Source organism: Jejuibacter sp. L23, assembly GCF_050815825.1.
In the GTDB taxonomy this organism is placed as follows: Bacteria; Pseudomonadota; Gammaproteobacteria; order Enterobacterales; family Enterobacteriaceae; genus Jejubacter; species Jejubacter calystegiae.
Genome location: NZ_CP138199.1, coordinates 2,088,326 through 2,109,520 on the forward strand (window position 1 = coordinate 2,088,326; position 21,195 = coordinate 2,109,520).

Annotated in this window: 20 protein-coding genes; 15 read left to right on the plus strand and 5 right to left on the minus strand. The window is 57.7% G+C overall.

Translation table 11 applies throughout. From position 1 onward, the window contains the following. The first annotated feature begins 5 nt into the window (after nucleotides 1-5). The 13 genes from yceG (at nucleotide 6) to SCU88_RS09665 (ending at nucleotide 11,489) form a co-directional block, all read left to right on the plus strand. On the plus strand, nucleotides 6-1,028 hold the full coding sequence (yceG, locus tag SCU88_RS09605) for a cell division protein YceG (protein WP_175339865.1): 1,023 nt from the start codon (nucleotides 6-8) through the stop codon (nucleotides 1,026-1,028). Next, the gene (gene tmk / locus SCU88_RS09610) at nucleotides 1,018-1,656 is read left to right on the plus strand and encodes a dTMP kinase (protein ID WP_175339866.1); all 639 of its coding nucleotides are present in this window, start codon (nucleotides 1,018-1,020) and stop codon (nucleotides 1,654-1,656) included. The genes yceG and tmk overlap by 11 nt, the downstream gene beginning before the upstream one ends. After that, nucleotides 1,656-2,663 (plus strand): DNA polymerase III subunit delta', encoded by a 1,008-nt coding sequence (gene holB, locus SCU88_RS09615; RefSeq protein WP_138097056.1) that lies wholly within the window; start codon nucleotides 1,656-1,658, stop codon nucleotides 2,661-2,663. The genes tmk and holB overlap by 1 nt, the downstream gene beginning before the upstream one ends. A 10-nt stretch (nucleotides 2,664-2,673) precedes the next feature. After that, nucleotides 2,674-3,468 carry a metal-dependent hydrolase gene (locus SCU88_RS09620; protein ID WP_138097058.1) on the plus strand — a complete coding sequence of 265 codons (795 nt, stop codon included), beginning with the start codon at nucleotides 2,674-2,676 and terminating at the stop codon, nucleotides 3,466-3,468. A 294-nt stretch (nucleotides 3,469-3,762) separates the two neighbouring features. Further along, entirely contained in the window at nucleotides 3,763-5,196 is a 1,434-nt protein-coding gene (ptsG, locus tag SCU88_RS09625; protein WP_175339867.1) for a PTS glucose transporter subunit IIBC, read from the plus strand. A 148-nt stretch (nucleotides 5,197-5,344) separates the two neighbouring features. Further along, nucleotides 5,345-5,701, plus strand: coding sequence for a purine nucleoside phosphoramidase (gene hinT, locus SCU88_RS09630; protein WP_138097062.1), 357 nt, complete (start codon nucleotides 5,345-5,347; stop codon nucleotides 5,699-5,701). A 1-nt stretch (nucleotide 5,702) separates the two neighbouring features. Next, nucleotides 5,703-6,077 (plus strand): YcfL family protein, encoded by a 375-nt coding sequence (locus tag SCU88_RS09635; protein ID WP_138097064.1) that lies wholly within the window; start codon nucleotides 5,703-5,705, stop codon nucleotides 6,075-6,077. 13 nt (nucleotides 6,078-6,090) lie between these two features. Continuing rightward, nucleotides 6,091-6,723 (plus strand): penicillin-binding protein activator LpoB, encoded by a 633-nt coding sequence (gene lpoB / locus SCU88_RS09640; RefSeq protein WP_421805460.1) that lies wholly within the window; start codon nucleotides 6,091-6,093, stop codon nucleotides 6,721-6,723. Nucleotide 6,724: 1 nt separating this feature from the next. Beyond that, nucleotides 6,725-7,543 (plus strand): thiamine kinase, encoded by an 819-nt coding sequence (gene thiK / locus SCU88_RS09645; RefSeq protein WP_175339981.1) that lies wholly within the window; start codon nucleotides 6,725-6,727, stop codon nucleotides 7,541-7,543. 2 nt (nucleotides 7,544-7,545) lie between these two features. Next, entirely contained in the window at nucleotides 7,546-8,571 is a 1,026-nt protein-coding gene (gene nagZ / locus SCU88_RS09650) for a beta-N-acetylhexosaminidase (RefSeq protein WP_175339982.1), read from the plus strand. Nucleotides 8,572-8,647: 76 nt separating this feature from the next. Then, nucleotides 8,648-9,190, plus strand: coding sequence for an alpha/beta hydrolase YcfP (gene ycfP, locus SCU88_RS09655; protein WP_138097069.1), 543 nt, complete (start codon nucleotides 8,648-8,650; stop codon nucleotides 9,188-9,190). Between the two features lie 264 nt (nucleotides 9,191-9,454). Next, the gene (locus tag SCU88_RS09660) at nucleotides 9,455-10,753 is read left to right on the plus strand and encodes an NAD(P)/FAD-dependent oxidoreductase (protein WP_431810120.1); all 1,299 of its coding nucleotides are present in this window, start codon (nucleotides 9,455-9,457) and stop codon (nucleotides 10,751-10,753) included. 196 nt (nucleotides 10,754-10,949) lie between these two features. After that, complete coding sequence (locus SCU88_RS09665) at nucleotides 10,950-11,489, plus strand: glycine zipper 2TM domain-containing protein (protein ID WP_138097073.1); 540 nt, start codon at nucleotides 10,950-10,952, stop codon at nucleotides 11,487-11,489. A 10-nt stretch (nucleotides 11,490-11,499) separates the two neighbouring features. On the opposite strand, the gene SCU88_RS09670 is transcribed toward SCU88_RS09665, so the two are convergent. From SCU88_RS09670 to SCU88_RS09690, 5 genes are all read right to left on the minus strand, one after another. Next, nucleotides 11,500-11,649 carry a hypothetical protein gene (locus SCU88_RS09670; RefSeq protein ID WP_168198806.1) on the minus strand — a complete coding sequence of 50 codons (150 nt, stop codon included), beginning with the start codon at nucleotides 11,647-11,649 and terminating at the stop codon, nucleotides 11,500-11,502. A 294-nt stretch (nucleotides 11,650-11,943) separates the two neighbouring features. Continuing rightward, entirely contained in the window at nucleotides 11,944-12,576 is a 633-nt protein-coding gene (locus SCU88_RS09675; protein ID WP_138097075.1) for a TetR/AcrR family transcriptional regulator, read from the minus strand. A 474-nt stretch (nucleotides 12,577-13,050) separates the two neighbouring features. After that, entirely contained in the window at nucleotides 13,051-14,022 is a 972-nt protein-coding gene (ldtC, locus tag SCU88_RS09680) for a L,D-transpeptidase LdtC (RefSeq protein ID WP_138097077.1), read from the minus strand. A gap of 280 nt (nucleotides 14,023-14,302) precedes the next feature. Then, entirely contained in the window at nucleotides 14,303-17,749 is a 3,447-nt protein-coding gene (gene mfd, locus SCU88_RS09685) for a transcription-repair coupling factor (RefSeq protein WP_175339869.1), read from the minus strand. A 179-nt stretch (nucleotides 17,750-17,928) separates the two neighbouring features. Next, on the minus strand, nucleotides 17,929-18,990 hold the full coding sequence (locus SCU88_RS09690) for an acyltransferase family protein (protein WP_138097083.1): 1,062 nt from the start codon (nucleotides 18,988-18,990) through the stop codon (nucleotides 17,929-17,931). Between the two features lie 307 nt (nucleotides 18,991-19,297). Between SCU88_RS09690 and lolC the strand changes: the two genes are divergently transcribed. Together lolC and lolD are read left to right on the plus strand one after the other, a co-directional pair. Then, complete coding sequence (lolC, locus tag SCU88_RS09695) at nucleotides 19,298-20,497, plus strand: lipoprotein-releasing ABC transporter permease subunit LolC (RefSeq protein WP_175339870.1); 1,200 nt, start codon at nucleotides 19,298-19,300, stop codon at nucleotides 20,495-20,497. Further along, the gene (gene lolD, locus SCU88_RS09700) at nucleotides 20,490-21,194 is read left to right on the plus strand and encodes a lipoprotein-releasing ABC transporter ATP-binding protein LolD (protein ID WP_175339871.1); all 705 of its coding nucleotides are present in this window, start codon (nucleotides 20,490-20,492) and stop codon (nucleotides 21,192-21,194) included. Before lolC ends, lolD begins: the two co-directional genes overlap by 8 nt. Nucleotide 21,195: the final 1 nt, after the last annotated feature.

Here is a 21,195-nt window from a genome sequence, read left to right on the forward strand (position 1 = left end):
CATTTATGAAAAAGATGTTGCGTTTTATTCTGCTGCTGGCCGTGGCAATGGGCATGGCGGCGGGCGTGGGGCTGTGGAAGGTACGGCAGCTGGCGCATACGCCGCTGGATCTTAAGGAAGATAAGATCTTCACTCTTAAAGCCGGAACCGGGCGTACGGCGCTGGGCCAGCAGCTCTACGATGAGAAGTTGATAACCCGTCCCAGGGTATTTCAGTGGCTGCTGCGGGTAAAGCCCGAGCTGTCGCATTTCAAGGCGGGAACCTATCGCCTGACGCCGAAAATGACGGTTACCGATATGTTGGGCCTGCTGGTGAGCGGTAAAGAGGCGCAATTCCCGCTGCGCTTTGTCGAGGGCTCCCGGGTCAGCGATCTGCTGAAACTCCTGCGCGAGTCGCCGTACATTAAACACACCCTGAAGGATGATGATTACGCCACTCTGGCGCAGGCGCTCAAGCTGGAACATCCCGAACAGGTGGAAGGCTGGTTCTATCCCGATACCTGGCTCTATACCGCCGGCACCACGGATGTCGCCTTGCTTAAGCGCTCTCATCAGCGCATGGTGGAGGCGGTCGATCTGGCCTGGAAGGGGCGTAAAGAAGGGCTTCCCTATAAAGATAAGAATCAGTTGGTGACCATGGCCTCGATCATCGAAAAAGAGACGGCGGTCGCGGGCGAGCGTGACCGGGTTGCCTCGGTCTTTATCAACCGTCTGCGTATTGGCATGCGTCTGCAGACCGATCCTACTGTGATTTACGGCATGGGAGAGCGCTATAATGGCAGGCTGACGCGCAGCGACCTGGAGCGGCCCACGCCCTATAATACTTATGTGATTGGCGGCCTGCCGCCGGGCGCTATCGCGCTGCCGGGCGAAGCCTCGCTGAAAGCGGCGGCTCAGCCGGCGAAAACGCCTTATCTCTATTTCGTGGCCGATGGTAAAGGCGGTCACACCTTTAATACCAATCTGCGCGACCACAATAAGTCGGTGCGTGACTATCTGAATGCACTCAGGGACAAAGATGGCCAGTAAATTTATCGTGATTGAGGGGCTGGAAGGCGCCGGTAAGACGACCGCCCGTGACAAAGTGGTGGAGACACTGCGTGCTCAGGGTATTGATGACATAGTGTTTACCCGCGAGCCGGGTGGAACGCCGCTGGCCGAGAAACTGCGTGCTCTGACCCTGGACTGCCAGTCCTCGGGCGATGAAGCGATCACCGATAAAGCCGAAGTCCTGATGTTTTACGCTGCCCGGGTACAGCTGGTGGAGACCGTGATTAAACCGGCGCTGGCGCGCGGCGCCTGGGTCGTTGGCGACCGTCACGATCTCTCAACTCAGGCTTATCAGGGCGGTGGGCGCGGCATTGATGCCGGACTGCTTAACACCCTGCGTGATGCGGTGCTGGGCGACTTCGCCCCGGATCTGACGCTCTATCTCGACGTCACGCCGGAAGTGGGGCTGCAGCGCGCCCGGGCTCGCGGCGAGCTGGATCGCATTGAACAGGAGTCGCTGGATTTCTTTAATCGCACCCGTGACCGCTATCTGGCGCTGGCGCAATCCGATCCGCGGATTATGACGATCGATGCCACTCAGCCGCTGGAGCAGGTCATTCAGCAGATTAGTGACGTTGTCACGAAATGGTTGAAGGAGCAGCAGTAATGCGCTGGTATCCCTGGCTTCGCCCTCATTTCGATCGTCTGGTCGCCCGCTACCAGGCGGGGAAAGGGCATCATGCACTGTTGCTGCATGCGCTGCCGGGGATGGGCGACGATGCCCTGAACTATGCCCTGAGCCGCTGGCTGATGTGCCAGCATCCGGAAGGGAGCAAAAGCTGTGGTCACTGCCACGGCTGCCAGTTAATGCAGGCGGGCACGCATCCCGACTATCGGGTGCTGGAGCCGGAAAAGGGCAAAAGCGCGCTGGGTATCGAGCCGGTTCGCGCCCTGTGCGAAAAGCTGTACGATCGCGCACGTATGGGCGGCGCCAGAGTGGTCTGGCTACCCAACGCCGATGCCCTGACTGAAGCCGCGGCCAATGCGCTACTGAAAACCCTGGAGGAGCCGCCGGAAAACTGCTGGTTCCTGATGAGTAGCCGGGAGCCGGAGCGGCTGCCCGCCACGTTGCGTAGTCGCTGTCTGTACTGGCACCTGGCTCCCCCGGATGAGGCTTTCGCCATCGCCTGGCTGGGACGGGAGCATCCATTACCGCAGGAGCCGCTGCGGGCGGCTTTGCGGCTGAGCGCCGGGGCGCCTGGCGCGGCGTTGACCCTGCTGGAATCCGACCAGTGGAAGGATCGAGATACGCTGAACAGCGCGCTCGATGGCGTATTACAAAGCGGTAACTGGCTCAGCCTGCTCGCGGCGCTGAATCACGAAAGTGCGGCGGTGCGTCTGCACTGGCTGAGCGCGCTGCTGCTGGATGCCCTGAAATGGCATCAGGGGGTCACTCATGTGCTGGTCAATGACGACAGGCGTCAGCAGGTGGCGGCAATCGCGGCTGCGGTGCCGGTCGTCCGTTTGCAGTCCATGCTCTGGACGCTCTGTCGCGCCCGCGAACAGCTGATAACCGTTACCGGCGTTAACCGCGAATTAATTCTTACCGGGCTGCTGTTGGGTTGGGAGCATCTGATGCAACCCGGCACGCCGCTGCCCGCACCACACCTCTGAGAGAGACGTTATGTTTTTAGTCGACTCACACTGCCATCTCGATGGCCTGGATTATCAGACCCTGCATAAGGACGTAGACGACGTACTGGCGAAAGCCCGGGCTCGTGACGTGAAATTCTGCCTGGCGGTTGCCACCACGCTTCCCGGTTACCGGGCGATGCGCAAACTGATTGGCGAGCGCGAGGATGTGGCATTCTCCTGCGGGGTTCACCCGCTCAATCAGGATGAAAGCTACGAGCCGGAAGAGTTACTGCGCCTGGCGGCAGAGCCGGGAGTGGTCGCGATGGGAGAAACCGGTCTGGATTATTACTATACGCCGGAAACCAAAGCGCGCCAGCAGCTCTCATTCCGCCAGCACATTCAGGTGGGACGCGAGCTGAAAAAACCGGTTATCGTTCACACCCGCGATGCCCGTGCAGATACTCTGGCGATACTTCGCGAAGAGAAAGTGACAGACTGCGGTGGGGTACTACACTGTTTCACTGAGGATCGGGAGACCGCGGGCAAACTTCTGGATCTGGGCTTCTATATCTCCTTCTCCGGTATTGTGACCTTTCGCAATGCGGAGTCGTTGCGCGATGCCGCCCGCTATGTGCCGTTGGACAGGCTGCTGGTGGAGACTGACTCGCCTTATCTGGCGCCGGTGCCACACAGAGGCAAAGAGAATCAGCCGGCGCTGGTGCGCGATGTCGCGGAATATATGGCCGTCCTGAAGGGGATCTCCGTGGAAGAGCTGGCAGAAATCACCACGCAAAACTTTGCTAATCTCTTCCCCGTAGAGCCCGCCCGCCTGAATCTTCCTTGAGCGAGAGTTATTTTAAGACTCGTAATTAATCAGTGAAAAGCGTAAAGTGCACCGCCATTAACGGCGGTGTCATGCTGTTATGGTTCGTTTTTGCAGCATTTTTTGCTAACTAACGTCAGGATTTACCGTTGGATTTTGCTGAAACGTGACAACCATCAAATAACGGAAAGGTTATTTATTTTACTCTTCGTAATAAATAAAAGGGCACTCAGATACCCTGCACCGGTCCCGCTTCTCCCCGCGGGGCACGCGTAAGCGAAAAAAGAGCACTACTACTCAGGAGCACTCACAATTATGTTTAAAAATGCATTTGCTAACCTGCAAAAGGTGGGTAAATCGCTGATGCTGCCGGTATCCGTACTGCCCGTTGCAGGTATCCTGCTGGGCGTCGGTTCCGCAAACTTCAGCTGGTTGCCGGCAGTTGTTTCCCACGTTATGGCGGAAGCGGGCGGTTCCGTATTCGCCAACATGCCTCTGATCTTTGCTATTGGTGTCGCACTGGGCTTTACCAATAACGATGGCGTATCCGGCCTGGCAGCCGTTGTAGCCTATGGCATCATGGTGAAAACCATGGCCGTCGTGGCGCCGCTGGTTCTGCACCAGTCAGCGGAAGAGATTGCCAGCCAGCATCTGGCCGATACCGGGGTTCTTGGCGGTATTATCGCCGGCGCCATCGCGGCCTATATGTTTAACCGCTTTTATCGCATCAAGCTCCCTGAGTATCTGGGCTTCTTCGCGGGCAAGCGCTTTGTGCCGATTATCTCGGGTCTGACCGCCATTGTCTTCGGCGTGATCCTCTCCTTTATCTGGCCGCCGATCGGTAGCGCGATTCAGACCTTCTCGCAGTGGGCCGCTTATCAGAACCCGGTAGTGGCGTTCGGTATCTACGGCTTTATTGAACGCTGCCTGGTGCCGTTCGGTCTGCACCATATCTGGAACGTTCCTTTCCAGATGCAGATTGGCGAATACGTCAACAGCGCAGGTCAGGTGTTCCACGGAGACATCCCGCGTTATATGGCGGGTGACCCGACTGCCGGTAAACTCTCTGGCGGCTTCCTGTTCAAAATGTACGGTCTGCCGGCTGCGGCGATTGCTATCTGGCACTCCGCGAAACCGGAAAACCGCGCTAAAGTGGGCGGTATCATGATCTCTGCCGCACTGACCGCGTTCCTGACCGGGATTACCGAGCCGATCGAGTTCTCCTTCATGTTCGTGGCGCCGGTGCTTTACATCATTCACGCGATTCTGGCTGGCCTGGCTTTCCCGATCTGTATTCTGCTGGGAATGCGCGATGGCACCAGCTTCTCGCACGGTCTGATCGACTTTATCGTTCTGAGCGGCAACGGCAGCAAGCTGTGGCTGTTCCCGATTATCGGTCTGGGCTACGCGGCGGCGTACTACACCATCTTCCGCGTGTTGATTAAAGCGCTGGACCTGAAAACTCCGGGTCGCGAAGACAATAGCACCGAAACCCAGACCGCAGCGGAAGGCACCATGGCACCCGCGCTGGTTAAGGCTTTCGGCGGTAAAGACAACATCACTAACCTGGATGCCTGTATTACCCGTCTGCGCGTCAGCGTGGCCGATGTGGCTAAAGTTGACCAGGCGGGCCTGAAGCAGCTTGGCGCCGCTGGCGTGGTGGTGGCAGGCTCCGGCGTTCAGGCTATCTTCGGCACCAAGTCCGATAACCTGAAAACCGAAATGGATGACTACATCCGTAATAGTTAACCCCGGTTTGGGGAGACACGAAGAGGCCCTCAGGGGCCTCTTTTTGTTTTAAAGCGCAGCAAATGGTCAGTGAAAAGTGGCGTAGAGGTTGAAAGAAAAGGATTAACTCGCTCATACTCCAGTCAGGTTCATATAAAAGGAAACCGTCATGGCTGAAGAAACCATTTTCAGTAAAATCATTCGCCGCGAAATTCCCGCGGATGTTGTCTGGCAGGACGACCTGGTTACCGCGTTTCGCGATATCTCTCCTCAGGCCCCGAGCCACATCTTAATTATCCCCAATGTGCTGATTCCGACCGTTAACGATGTAAAGGAAGAGCATGAACTGGCGCTGGGGCGGATGATGACGGTGGCGGCGAAGATCGCCGAACAGGAAGGGATTGCTGAAGACGGCTATCGACTGATTGTTAACTGTAATCGCCATGCCGGACAGGAGGTCTATCATATTCATATGCACCTGCTTGGTGGCCGCCCGCTGGGACCGCTGCTGACGAAAGGGCAGTAAGATGACGCTGCGTGCGGTGTCTGTTGCTGCGCTGTTGCTCGCGCTGACGGGATGCTCCTCCGATCCCGGCATTCCGGTTAACGATCGCCAGACGCTGGTGATGGAATCCACCGTGCTGGCGGCGGGAATTACTGCCGATAAACCGGATTTTTCCAGCAGGGATATTCAACCGGTTGCCGTATCGCGTCTGTACAATGAGCGCGGCAAAGCGATAAAAGTTAACTACCGTTTCTACTGGTATGACGCCAAGGGACTGGAGATGCACCCGCTGGAACAGCCGCGCAGCATTATGGTGCCGCCGCACTCCAGCGTGTCCATCGGCTCCAGCGGCAACTTTATGGGCGCTCACAAGGTGCGCCTTAATATCTGGCTCTGAGGGGTGAATTTTGATTAAGGGAATCCATCGTTACCTGATTGTGGTTTCAACGGCACTGGTCCTGGTGGGCTGTGGTATCCGCGATACCGGGCAACCGGCACCGGTTGAAGAGGCGAAGCCAACGCCTGAACAACCTGCGCCGCAGCCGCAGGTTCCTCAAGTGCCTGAGGTACCGGAACAGCCGGGCCCGGTGACGCAGCCGGAAACGCCGCCGCCTGCGCCGGAGCGTACCTGGAACTGGGAGCAGGCCGCGCAGCCAATGGTGGCGAAGATGCTACAGGCGGATGGCGTTACCCCAGGCAGCGTGCTGCTGGTGGATAGCGTTAATAACCGCACCAATGGCAGCCTGCCGTCGGCGAAAGCCACCGAGGCGCTGCGCAATGCGCTGGCCAACAACGGGAAATTCACCCTGGTGGGCGCTCAGCAGTTGGCCATGGCCAAACAGCAGTTGGGGCTTTCAGCACAGGACAGCCTGGGCAGCCGTAGTAAGGCGATTGGCATTGCGCGTAACGTGGGGGCTCAGTATGTGCTCTACACCAGCGCCACAGGTAATGTGAATACGCCGACGCTGGCGATGCAGCTGATGTTGGTGCAGACCGGTGAAATTATCTGGTCGGGCAAAGGTAGCGTTGAACGCACGCAGTAATATGACGCTGGGTGTGTTACTTGCCAGACATTTTCCGGCGGCTGATGCCGCCGGTGTTATTTCTGTCGCCGGGTTAAGCAGCGGCAGTATGCGAATCCGGCTACCGGACGGCCTGCTGGCGGCGCGGCAGGTGCCGGTACCGGCGATGCCCGGGGTGTCACTGAGCCGCCAGTACCGGGCGCTGAAGCGGCTACAGACAGCAGTTATTGGGCCGCGCCCCAGACTGCTGGCCGACGGCTGGCTGTTGAGCGAATGGATCGCGGGAGAACAGAGCGATGCCTTTCCGCCGCTCCCGGCCCTGTCGCGTCTGCTGTATGATTTGCACCATCAGCCGCTGTACGGCTGGCCTGTTTCGGTCTCCGGGCTGCTGGAGCATTACTGGCTGGCGGCGCATCCGTCGCGGCGTTCGCCCGGCTGGCTGCGTAAGTTAAAGCGGCTACAGCGCCGCGGGGAGCCCAGGCCGCTCAGGCTGGCTCCGCTGCATATGGATGTTCACCCCGGTAATCTGATTCGCCAGGGGCAGCGTTTGCGGTTGATCGACTGGGAGTACGCTGGTGACGGCGACGTGGCCCTGGAGCTGGCGGCGCTAATTTCCGGTATGAGTGCCGGTGAGGCTCAGCGGCTGGTAACGCATTATGGCGTACAGGCGCGGCTCGATTCGCAGAATCTGGCGCGCCAGGTGGCCCGATGGCGCCCCTGGGTTGGTCTGTTAATGGCCAGCTGGTATGAGTGCCGCTGGCGGCAGACGGGGCAACAACAATTTATTCAACTGGCGGATGACGCATGGCGCCATCTGCAGACAGAGGAGCAAAAGTGGTGAGCGTGGGCCCGGTAATGTTGGACGTGGCTGGCTTTGAGCTGGACGCGGAAGAACGTGAGATTCTGCAGCACCCGCTGGTCGGCGGGCTGATTATTTTTACCCGTAACTATCATGACCCTGAGCAGCTTCGTGAGCTGGTACGCCAGATTCGCGCCGCATCCCGTAACCGACTGGTGGTGGCGGTGGATCAGGAAGGGGGACGGGTACAGCGCTTTCGCGACGGCTTCACCGCGCTACCGGCGGCGCAGTCCTATGCGGCGCTGCTGGGCATGGAGCAGGGGGCGGAACTGGCCCGCGAGGCGGGTTGGCTGATGGCCAGCGAAATGATTGCCATGGATATCGACATCAGCTTTGCGCCGGTGCTTGATGTCGGGCATGTCAGCGCCGCTATTGGTGAACGGGCGTGGGGTGACGAGCCGCATCAGGTACAGGTGATGGCGGAAAACGCTATCGATGGGATGCGTGAAGCGGGCATGAAGAGCACCGGTAAACACTTTCCGGGCCACGGCGCGGTCAGCGCCGACTCCCATAAGGAAACCCCGTGCGATCCCCGTAGCGAATCCGAAATCCGCGCCCGCGATATGCGGGTGTTCCGCGAACTGATCGCGCGTAACAAGCTGGATGCGGTCATGCCTGCCCATGTGATCTACAGCGCAGTCGATCAACGTCCCGCCAGCGGTTCGCCGGTGTGGCTTAAACAGATCCTGCGCGGCGAGCTGGGTTTCGATGGCGTGATCTTCTCTGACGATTTATCGATGGAAGGCGCGGCGATCATGGGCGATTACGCTCAGCGCGGCCAGGCGGCGCTGGACGCGGGTTGCGATATGATTCTGGTCTGTAATAATCGTAAAGGGGCGACTTCCGTACTGGACAATCTCGCTCCGGTAACGGCGCCACGCGTCACCGCGCTGTATCACTCCGGCTCTGTGACGCGCGAGACGCTGATGGCCTCCGGGCGCTGGAAGCGGGTGTCGGCGCAGCTGACGGCGCTCCATGAACGCTGGCAGGCGGAAAAAGTGGCGCGCTAAGCGGCTTATGGCGCTGGAGAGGCGGGCCGCGCTGCGGCCCGAAACGACAAGGGAATAAGGAAGTGGTGAGGATGCAATGATTATTTACTTACACGGTTTTGATTCCAACAGTCCCGGCAACCACGAGAAAGTGCTGCAGCTGCAGTTTATCGACCCGGATGTCCGGTTAATCAGTTACAGCACGCTGCACCCCAAACACGATATGCAGCACCTGCTGCGCGAAGTGGACAAAATGCTACAGCTCAACGTCGATGAGCGGCCGCTGATCTGCGGGGTGGGGCTGGGTGGTTACTGGGCGGAGCGCATTGGTTTTCTGTGCGATATTCGCCAGGTGATTTTCAACCCCAATCTTTATCCGCATGAAAATATGGAAGGTAAGATTGACCGGCCCGAAGAGTATGAAGATATCGCCACCAAATGCGTGGAAAACTTTCGGGAAAAGAACCGCGATCGCTGCCTGACTATCCTGTCGCGTAACGATGAAGCGCTGGACAGCCAGCGTACGGCGGAACTATTACACCATTACTACGAAATTGTCTGGGACGAAGAGCAGACCCATAAGTTCAAAAGCATCTCGCCCCATCTGCAGCGTATTCAGGCCTTTAAAACCCTGGGCTGAGGCTCGTTCCTTCACGGGGCTGACGCAACGGCTGGCCCCGAATTCCTCGCTGATATTCTCTCTGTAGATCGCCTTTCCGGAAGCCTGTCTATCTTTTAAGCGGAAAACTTTGATGTATATCAAAGTTGGTATGACCAATGGGCCAGCCATGCTATGATGCGAACAGCTTGTATCGATTCAGTTAGCGTCCTGTCGTTAATTAAGCGCTCCTTCTGGTCACGTTTAGTTAACGATTGGTAATGATTTTGAGAGGTCACGTTGTCTATGACTGTAAAACGCATTGTGATCGTCGGCGGTGGCGCCGGTGGTCTGGAACTGGCGACGCAGCTGGGTAAAAAGCTGGGGCGTAGCAAGAAAGCAAAAATCACGCTGGTGGATCGCAATCACAGCCACCTGTGGAAGCCGCTGCTGCATGAAGTGGCGACCGGCTCTCTGGATGAAGGGGTGGATGCCCTGAGCTATCTGGCCCACGCTCGTCACCATCACTTCCAGTTCCAGATGGGATCGGTGATGGATATCGACCGGGAAGCGAAAACCGTCGCTCTGGCGGCTCTGCACGACGAGAAGGGTGAGCTGCTGGTACCCGAGCGTCGTATTCCCTACGACACCCTGGTGATGGCGCTGGGCAGCACCTCTAACGACTTCAATACCCCGGGGGTTCGGGAAAACTGCATCTTCCTGGATAATCCTTCCCAGGCGCGGCGTTTCCACCAGGAGATGCTTAACCTGTTCCTGAAATACTCGGTCAATCTTGGCGCCAGCGGCAAAGTGAATATCGCTATCGTTGGCGGCGGGGCGACCGGCGTTGAACTCTCTGCAGAACTGTATAATGCGGTGCAGCAGCTGCATAGCTACGGCTTTAAGGGACTGACCGGCGAGGCGCTGAATGTGACGCTGGTGGAAGCGGGTGAACGTATTCTACCGGCGCTGCCGCCTCGTATCTCCTCTGCCGCTGCCAGCGAGCTGACCAAGCTCGGGGTTAATGTCAGAACCCAGACCATGGTCACCAGCGCCACACCGGATGGCCTGCACACCAAAGACGGCGACTTTATTCAGGCCGATCTGATGGTATGGGCCGCGGGCATCAAAGCGCCGGACTTTATGAAAGAGATTGGCGGTCTGGAAACCAACCGTATCAACCAACTGGTGGTCGAGCCGACGCTTCAAACCACGCGCGATCCGGATATCTATGCCATTGGCGACTGCGCCTCCTGCGCGCGCCCGGAAGGCGGATTTGTACCGCCGCGCGCTCAGGCGGCGCATCAGATGGCGAGCTGCGCGCTGAAAAACATTCTGGCGCAGATGAAAGGCAAGCCGCTGCATGACTATGTCTATAAGGATCACGGCTCGCTGGTGTCGCTGTCGAAATTCTCTACCGTGGGTAGCCTGATGGGTAACCTGATGCGCGGCTCCATGATGGTGGAAGGGCGCATGGCGCGTATGGTGTACATTTCGCTCTATCGCATGCATCAGATTGCGCTGCACGGCTACTTTAAGACCGGCCTGATGATGCTGGTGGGCAGTATTAACCGGGTGATTCGCCCGCGTCTTAAACTGCACTGATCGACCTGCCGTCCGCTCCCTCCGAACCCGGAGGGAGCAGCATAATCTTCTGTTTTATCGGCCGTTATTTTCTGGGATAACTCCTAAATAGCCGCCAAATCAATATAATCTCGCATTTTTGATCCGCTTTCTGATTTGTTAAACCGGCCTTCACGTTGCAAAATTGTTAGCATTAACGCAGCAAGAAGGAGGTCCTGTGAATAAATCAATGCTAGCGGGGATAGGGATTGGCGTAGTGGGCGCGCTGGGCGTTGCCGCGGTCGCCAGCATGGATGTTTTTAACCGTGGGCCTCAGTATGCCCAGGTAGTTTCCGCCACGCCGATCAAAGAGACGGTAAAAACGCCACGCAAAGTATGCCAGAACGTTAACGTCACCCATCGCCGTCCGGTACAGGATGAAAATCGCCTGATCGGTTCAGCGCTTGGCGCCGTAGCCGGGGGGGTGATTGGTCATCAGTTTGGCGGCGGTCGTGGTAAAGATGTGGCGACAGTTGCCGGCGCGCTGGGTGGCGGTTATGCCGGTCACCAGATCCAGGGTGCCATGCAGGATAATGATACCTACACCACCACCCAGCAGCGCTGTAAGACTGTTTATGACAAATCAGAGAAGATGATTGGCTACGACGTGACTTACAAAATCGGCGATCGCCAGGGGAAAGTGCGTACTGAGCACGAGCCCGGTAGCCAGATCCCCCTGGATGAAAACGGGCAACTGGTGCTTAATCAGAAGAGCTGAGCCCGTTTATCTATAGCTGGTTATTCTGGCGCACCAGCAGCGCCAGAGTAACCGCCACCGACAGCACCACAAAAATAAGTGAGCTGCCACACACCAGCCACAGTCCACAGAGCACAACGATTCCAACCAGTACCCAAATCAGGGGCAGCAGTAAAAACATTTTGTATTCCTTCTTATTTTGAGCGCACGATGCCGTCGCACCGAACGAAGGGCGATTAAGAATGCTTATTATTTTTGCCGTCAGAGACATCGTGCATTTGGCGCTATATCGATGAATCCACCGAAGAAACAGCGCCTGATGAGGTATTGTTGCGAATGCGAATACCTTACCCTTAATTGACTATCAATGTAAAAGGTAAGGTTAATTAATGAGATTTTCCTTATGAAAAGAGAGGGTAATGGCAAAAATGTGCGATATAGCGAAATGATGGGGGCGGCGGGGCACCGCACCCGTTTAGTTTTTGATAAGTTCTGGTAATATGCGCAGCGTAGTTTCAACCACCCGCATCAGTGAGGTGAGGTTAATACCTTCCCGGGCGCTGACCGACATCCCCTGCAAAACACAGCACAAATAGTCGGACAGATGATGAATGTTACACTGTAATGGTATCTCACCCTGCTGCTGACGCTGCTGTAAAAAGCGCGTTATTGTTTGGGCCTGGCGGGCATGCCGTGCTTTGATAGTGTGGGCAATGTCTTCTGAAGAGGCCGCCAGCGCTGACGAAGTGCTGATAATAAAGCAGCCGTTGGGCGTCTCTTTGCTGGTGAAGAAGCGAGCGATAGCGCCAAAATAGTCGCCCAGCGCCTGTTCCAGCGACTTATCGGTGGCGAACAGCAGGGCTTCGTTTGTTTCAATAAAGCGGGCGATGTAGTGGTCCAGCGCCGCGCGGAACAACCCTTCTTTATTGGTGAACTCTGCGTACAGCGTAGGTGCCTTGGCCCCGGTCGCCTCCACCAGGTGCGCCATGGAAGTGGCTTCATAACCATGTTGCCAGAAGAGGGCCATAGCCTTATCAAGCGCAGCGTCCCTGTCGAAAACTTTTGGCCGGCCGCGGCTCCGTCTGGCATAGCCTGTTGCTGATGTCATAGTGCCGTCTAACCTTATTGTTGTGTGGTCCGCTATTATAAAAAGATTCGCCAGTCGCTACCAGCGTATGGCGGGTCGGATAAATCCCTTTAAAGACACTTTTTGATAACAATTAGTTCGATATTCATTAATGGCCAGGTTGACTGTGATTATGATCACCCTTATTATTAAGTTATCGATCGTTAACTTAATAGAGATTAACTGCTTTCATCGCCTTTGCTTCCGGGATTTTTGTCAGTCCCTCCTGACTGAATCCATATCAGAAGCAGGGGATGTTGAAACGGGCGCCAGACTGGTCTGAACACGGTCAAACGTTCGGGCGGCTGTCGTGTTAAACCCACCGCGATACGCCGTTAACCCTATAAGCGTTTTCCCTCAAAACGCTTAACCCTTATATATGCCACTAAAAAAGGCCTTGTTTTAACGCAAGGCCTTTCATTAAGTTAGCCGCCCCTCCCTGGGGGTGGCTTTTTTTTAGATTTTATGGGGCTGAGTCGGTTGCATATCATGACCGACCTCAATCGGCATACCGGAACGAATATTCAGTGCTTTATCGAATACGGCACGCTCGGTGACCGGGCTGTCACGGAACGCCTTCATGGCACTATTCAGCGGAATCGGTAGGGTCTGGGGATCGTCCTCCAGGCGTTTCGATAGCGGTTGATGCACCTCCACCAGATGGCGGCCATCCGGCTCCAGAGATGCTTTAATCGGCGTATTGATGATATTGACTGGCGTACCGACCGGCAGGGTATTAAACAGCCATTTGATATCGTTATCGCGCAGGCGAATACAGCCAGAGCTGACGCGCATTCCGATACCGAAGTCGGCATTAGTGCCGTGCAGCAGATAAACCCCGCCGTAAGCGGCCAGGCGGATAGCGTGATGGCCCATCGGATTGTCCGGACCCGCGGGGACGACCGCCGGTAGCTCGATGCCTTTTGCTTTATAGCGGGCGCGAATATTGGCCGTGGGCGTCCAGGTTGGGTTGGCGCGCTTCTGCGACACCACGGTCTTCATGGTGGGCGTGACGGTGTTACCATCGAGCTGGCCGATACCAATCGGATAAATCACCACCTCGTTTTTACCGGGCGGATAATAGTAGAGCCGGAGCTCTGCCAGATTGATAACGATCCCCTTACGTGGCTCGTCCGGCAGTAGCACCTGGCGCGGAATGGTCAGAATGCTGCCGGGGCGCGGTACCCAGGGATCGACCCCAGGGTTGGCCTGCATCAGGGCCAGAAAGCCGACATTATATTTCCTGGCGATCTCTTCCAGCGAGCCGCCGCCGGGCTCTACCTGATGGTAGAGATTTTCCCCCACCAGTCGGCTACCTGATGCAGGGAGCGGGTAAGTATTGGCGCTGGCGGGCAGGGCGCTGAGCGCCATGGCGGCGCACAGGGTAAGCCCGCTTAGCCAGCGGGAAAGGCGTGCAGGTACCATCATTGCGCGAAACTCCGTTAGATTTCCTGTGTGCGAATTATCTGTAATGCGCTGTCGGGAAATCCAGGCGATGTGCAATGTTTTGTAAAAAGAAGACGGGCGCCGTAGCGCCCGTCAGGTTGATGACAAAGAGGGGAAAAAATGGTTTTTTTCCCTCTTTGTGGTTATCGGCCGAAAATCAATGAGTTGATTTTCCTCGTTTATTTTTCTGGTGATTCCTGGACCGAACACGTTCGGCCCAGGTTTGTCATCAGTCTCACGGGCACCGTAACGTCCGTGTACGTCAGGGAATGGCGTGCTCTTCAAGCTGACGCACAAAGCCGCGGATCCACTCCATCCGTGCGGTGCGCTCTTCCAGCTCGCGCGTAAAGCGCAGGCGGGTCGGGCCGTCCAGCCGGTAATGCTGGGGCTCTTTCTGGAGAAGGCCGATAAGCCAGCCGGGGTCGACGTGGTTCTTTTCGTTGAACTCCATCACGCCGCCTTTTTCATTAGCCTCCAGCTTGCGGATCCCCAGCTTGCGAGCCTGCTGGCGCAGTGCAGCGATATCCAGCAGATTGCGGGCGGGATCCGGCAACAGCCCGAAGCGATCGATAAGCTCTACTTTGATTTCGTTCAGTTCGTCGCTGTCGGTGGCGCTGGCGATACGCTTGTAGAGCGAAAGCCGGGTATTGACGTCCGGGATAAAGTCGTCCGGCAGCAGCGACGGCATGCGCAGCTCCACTTCGGTTTGCTGGCTGGTCAGATCCTCCAGCGACGGCTCGCGTCCCGCTTTTAGCGCATCGACGGCATTTTCCAGTAGCTCCATATAGAGCGAGAAGCCGATGGTCTCCATCTGACCGCTCTGATCCTCGCCCAGCAGCTCACCGGCGCCGCGAATCTCCAGATCGTGGGTCGCCAGCGCGAATCCGGCGCCCAGATCTTCCAGTGAGGCGATTGCCTCCAGCCGCTTCTGGGCATCGGCGGTCATCGCCTTTGGATGCGGCGTCAGCAGCCAGGCGTAGGCCTGGTGGTGGGAACGGCCTACGCGGCCGCGTAGCTGGTGGAGCTGGGCCAGGCCGAAGTGATCGGCCCGCTCGATAATAATGGTGTTGGCGCTGGGGATATCGATGCCGGTCTCGATAATGGTGGTGCAGACCAGCACGTTGAAGCGCTGATGATGGAAGTCGTTCATCACCCGCTCCAGTTCGCGTTCGCGCATCTGCCCGTGGCCCACGGCGATACGCGCTTCGGGAACCAGCTCTGCAAGACGCTGGGCCGCCTTCTGAATATTTTCTACATCGTTATACAGGTAGTAGACCTGGCCGCCGCGCAGCACCTCACGCAGGATAGCTTCGCGCACCACCAGACTGTCGTACTCGCGCACAAAGGTTTTGACCGCCAGCCGGCGAGCCGGTGGGGTGGCGATAATCGACAGATCGCGCATGCCGCTCATGGCCATATTCAGGGTACGCGGGATCGGCGTGGCAGTCAGGGTCAGGATATCGACGTCGGCGCGCATTGCCTTAATGCGCTCCTTATGACGTACGCCGAAGCGGTGCTCTTCGTCGACGATAAGCAGCCCCAGATCGCGCCATTTCAGCTCGCTGCCCAGCAGCTTGTGGGTGCCGATCAGAATATCGACCTTACCCTCGGCGGTCAGCTCCAGCACCTGGGCCTGCTCTTTGGCGCTACGAAAGCGCGACAGCATTTCGATGCGTACCGGCCAGTTGGCGAAGCGGTCGCGGAAGTTGTCGAAGTGCTGCTGGGCCAGTAGGGTGGTGGGCACCAGCACCGCCACCTGCTTGTGGTTTTCCACGGCGAGGAAGGCGGCGCGCATGGCGACTTCGGTCTTACCGAAGCCCACATCGCCGCATACCAGCCGGTCCATCGCCAGCGGTTGGCACATATCGCTCAATACGGCATTGATGGCCTGGGCCTGATCCGGCGTGGTCTCGAACGGGAAACTGTCGCAGAACAGCTGATACTGTTCGCGGTCATGCTTAAAGCCGAAGCCGGGTTTGGCAGCGCGCTGAGCGTAGATATCCAGCAGTTCCGCCGCCACGTCGCGCACTTTTTCCGCCGCTTTCTGGCGCGCCCGGGACCAGGCGTCGCTGCCCAGTTTGTGCAGCGGGGCATTCTCCTCGGCGCCGCCGGCGTAGCGGCTAATCAGATGCAGTGACGAAACAGGGACATAGAGTTTGGCATCCCCGGCGTAGCTGAGCATCAGGTATTCACCAGTGATGCCGCCCGCTTCCAGAGTGGTCATTCCCACATAGCGGCCAACTCCGTGTTCCAGATGCACTACCGGCTGGCCGGGATGCAGCTCCGCCAGGTTGCGGATCAGGGTATCGGGGTTGATGGTACGCCGGTTTTCCTGGCGACGGCGGCTGACTCGCTCGCCCAGCAGATCGCTTTCGCAAATCAGCGCCTGATGACGCAGGGTATCGATAAACCCGTGCTCGCTGGCGCCCTGGATAAGCCACGCGGCACCAGGCCGGGCTTCGTCCAGGCGCCAGATGCGCTTCGGCGCCACTTTAATGCGCCCGAGCAGTTCACCCAGCGCCTCGCGTCGGCCTTCGCTCTCTACCGAGAAAATCACCGTACCATCAAAGCCTTCCAGGAAGCGGCGCAGATTATCGAGCGGCGCTTTATTCTGGGGCTGAACCGAGAGATCCGGCAGCGGCTGGTAGCCCAGGTTTACGCAGGCCGCTTTATCGGGCAGGGTGTCGGTTTTTAGCTGTACCCGCGGCCACTGTTTCAACCCGCCAAACAGGTCATCCGGCCGCAGCCACAGGCGTTCCGGAGGAAGCAGAGGGCGCATCGGATCCACGCGGCGGCTTTCATAGCGGGCGTTAACCTCCTGCCAGAAGCGTTCGGCGCTGCCCTGCAGATCGCCGGTATTCACCAGCAGGGTATTGGCAGGCAGATAGCTGAACAGATCCCGCAGCGGTTCGTTAAAGAACAGCGGCTGCCAGTATTCGATACCTGCCGGAAGCGTCCCCTTGCTGACCTGCTGATACACGTGTTCGGGATCGCGCCGTACTTCGAAGTTGTCGCGCCACTGGCTTCGGAACAGTTCGATGGCTGTTTTATCGGTGGGGAATTCGTGGGCCGGCAGCAGGTTTATCTGCTCCACCTCCTCCTGGGTGCGCTGGCTGTCGGGATCAAACAGACGCAGGCTGTCGATTTCGTCATCGAAGAAGTCGAGCCGATAGGGGAGTTCGCTACCCATCGGCCACAGATCCAGCAGAGCGCCGCGAGTGGCATATTCGCCATGCTCCATCACCTGGTCGACATGGCGATATCCCGCCTGCTCCAGCCTGTCGCGCAGGCCGTCACGCGACAGCCGTTCGCCTTTGCGCATCAGCAGGGCGTGACCGTTCAGATAGCTATGGGGGCAGACCCGCTGCATCAGGGTGTTAACCGGTAAAATTAGCACGCCACGACTCATCGAAGGGAGCTGCCACAGGGTGGTCAGACGGGCCGAAACGATCTCCTGGTGGGGCGAGAAGCTGTCGTAGGGCAGGGTCTCCCAGTCCGCGAGGTTCATTACCAGTGCATCGGTAAACTGCCGGACCTCATCCTGCAGGCGCAGGGCGTTTTGCATATCGGGGGCAATCAGGACCACCGGGCCGGGATGGCGTTCGGCAATACTGGCCACTTCACGGCCACAGGCCGCGCCGGTGAGTTCGCCCAACTGGCGCTGGTCACCTGCTTTCAGAGGCAGGCTGTATCGATTCTTTTCAGACATAGAGGAGGCTGCAATCTCTCTGCTTGCGCCGCGCGTCGTCCAGGCGGCCCGGCCAGCGTGCGGAAAAGGGTTCATTTGTCAGGGCGTTATTATCCGCGAACGGCTGCGGTTGGCAACCGTTGCACTGATTACAGTATAAAACAGGAATGACGCCCCCAAAATTTGGGGGCGCAGGCGGGTTAACGTTCGGCCACCAGACCGCGGGGGGGTGTAAACAGCAGATCGCCGGTGGCGATTTTGGACAGGCGGCGCATCACCAGCCCCAGTAGGGTACAAAGACCTAAGCTGAACAGTGGATAGCACAACAGTATCGCTATCTCGACGCCGGATGACAGACGATGCTGGTTAAACATTCCGATCACCACCAGACTTAACGCTTCCACCAGAATCCGGTGGGTGGTGTAGATAGCGATGGTGTTGGAGCCGATAACGTTGAACAGCGAGTTAGGGCTGCTGCCAAACTTCTGCTCCATAGTGAAAAAGCACTTCATGATCAGCAGAATAGACAGCATCGACAGCGGCAGATTGACGTTCTTAAAGTAGAGCGCCAGCGCGACCACCAGGGCGGCGATCAGCGGCAGAGGCCGTTTCATGACCTGCCACAGCTTCATCATCTCCACCAGCTGTGAGCCGAACCAGGCGCCCATGGCGTAATAGGGCATATTGCGGATCACGCTGTTCATGCCCCAGAACGGGGTAGGCAGGAAGTTTATCCCCACGCTCACCAGAATCAGCAGCGGGAAGACCAGGTTCTTATAGCGATGCAGCAGCTTACAGCCGATAAAGTAGACCACCAGCGCATACAGATACCACAGGCTGGTTCCGGCGGTCAGCATGCTGAAGGCAAACTGGCCCAGGGTTTCAGCATAGGCGGCGTTGGAGGCCGGGTTATGCTCAACTCCTGGGATCCACTGATTGATATGGCTAATCAGCAGCCACTGGATCACGCCCCACAGCACCAATACCCAGGCGATATTCCACACCCGTTTATTGATGCAGCCGCGCCACGGCACCTGATCGGTATAGCGGGTGATCAGAAAACCAGAGATAAAAAAGAACACCGGCATGCGGAACGGCGCCAGATAGAGGTTGCCATAGACCCACAGCTTAGCGAGGTAAGTCGCGTTCCCCGTAAGCTGCGGCAAAATGTGCGGATAAAAGGTGATGACGGAGTGATAGATCACCACCAGGCAGATACACATGCCCTTGATCTGATTTATCCAAAGTTGTTTGTTTTTCATACTTACCAGGCCGTATTTGCTTTTGCTCGAAACGCTCATCCTGAAAGTACTATGGACACATCTCTACCTCGAATTGTCTGTTTTTCGCGGTTTTTGCCAAAATTCGGAAAAGGATCAGGGTGGTTTTAACCGCAAGTTGCGGAAATCACGGAATCGGGGCTCTGCCTGTATGCCATGGTTATCAGATTGATTCAGTAGTGATTTTCTGTAACAGCCGGGCATTATGCCGCGCTATCTTTCATTTACCCGCTACCGTATCGCTTATATACTGCCTGTTCATTTGCCAAATCGCGGTTACACGGACTTCATGTATCAACCTGTCGCGTTATTTATTGGCCTGCGCTATATGCGTGGGCGAGCAGCGGATCGCTTCGGTCGCTTCGTCTCCTGGCTCTCCACCATCGGCATTACCCTGGGGGTGATGGCGCTGGTCACTGTGCTGTCGGTGATGAACGGCTTTGAACGCGAGCTGCAGAACAACATCCTGGGGCTAATGCCTCAGGCGCTGATCACCGCCGACAAAGGCTCGGTAAATCCTGAACAGCTACCCGCGGACCAGTTAAAGTTACAGGGTGTCACGCGCACATCGCCGCTGACCACCGGCGATGTGGTGCTGCAAAGCCCCCATAACGTGGCCGTTGGCGTAATGCTGGGCATCGACCCGCAGCAAAAAGATCCGCTGACGCCCTGGCTGGTGAATGTAAAGCAGCAGCAGCTGGAAAAAGGGCGCTATAACGTGATTCTCGGCGAGCAGCTTGCCGGGCAGCTCGCCGTGCGTCCCGGCGACAGTATCCGCCTGATGGTGCCTTCCGCCAGCCAGTTCACTCCTATGGGGCGGGTGCCTAGCCAGCGACTGTTTACCGTGATTGGCACCTTCGCCGCCAATAGCGAGGTGGACGGTTATCAGATGCTGGTCAATATTCAGGACGCTTCGCGCCTGATGCGCTATCCAACGGGTAACATCACCGGCTGGCGCCTTTACCTTGAGAATCCGCTGGCGGTGGACAGCCTCAGCCGACAGAGACTGCCGGAAGGGACCCACTGGCAGGACTGGCGCGATCGGAAGGGTGAACTGTTTCAGGCCGTCCGTATGGAAAAGAATATGATGGGGCTGCTGCTGAGCCTGATCGTGGCGGTGGCTGCCTTTAATATCATCACCTCGCTGGGACTGATGGTAATGGAAAAACAGGGCGAGGTGGCGATCCTCCAGACCCAGGGGCTGACCCGCCGCCAGATTATGGCGGTGTTTATGGTCCAGGGGGCCAGCGCTGGCGTGATCGGCGCGCTGCTGGGCGCCGCGTTAGGAACGCTGCTGGCCAGCCAGCTGAATAATCTGATGCCGGTTATTGGCGCTGTGCTTGATGGCGCGGCGCTACCGGTGGCTATTGAACCCCTGCAGGTGGTGGGTATCGCGCTGGTGGCGATGGCCGTCGCGCTGCTGTCCACGCTGTATCCGTCCTGGCGCGCCGCCGCCACTCAACCCGCCGAGGCTTTACGTTATGAGTAATTCTGTCCTGTTGCAGTGCGACAAACTGTGCAAACGCTACCAGGAGGGGAAAGTGCAGACGGACGTGCTGCACGATGTCAGCTTCAGCATTGGCAGCGGCGAAATGATGGCGATTGTCGGTAGCTCCGGCTCCGGCAAGAGTACCCTGTTGCACCTGCTGGGCGGCCTGGATTCGCCGACCTCCGGCGATGTGATTTTTGACGGCCGCTCTCTGTCTTCCATGTCTTCGGCGGCCAAAGCTGAACTGCGTAACCGCGAGCTGGGCTTTATCTATCAGTTCCACCATCTGCTGCCGGATTTCTCCGCGCTGGAAAACGTGGCGATGCCGTTGCTGATTGGCCATAAAAAAGGCGATGAGCCGCAAAATCGCGCTCGCGAAATGCTGGCGGCGGTGGGGCTGGAACATCGCGCCAGTCATCGGCCTTCTGAACTGTCCGGCGGGGAGCGTCAGCGCGTCGCTATCGCCCGGGCCCTGGTGAATCAGCCGCGTTTGGTACTGGCGGATGAACCGACCGGTAACCTGGACGCCCGCAACGCCGACGCCATTTTTGAGCTGCTGGGCGAGCTGAATGTCCGTCAGGGCACCGCCTTCCTGGTAGTGACTCACGACCTGCAACTGGCCGGGCGTATGACCCGCAGGCTGGAGATGCGCGACGGTCATTTGAGCGATCGGCTGACGTTGATGGGGGCGAAGTAAA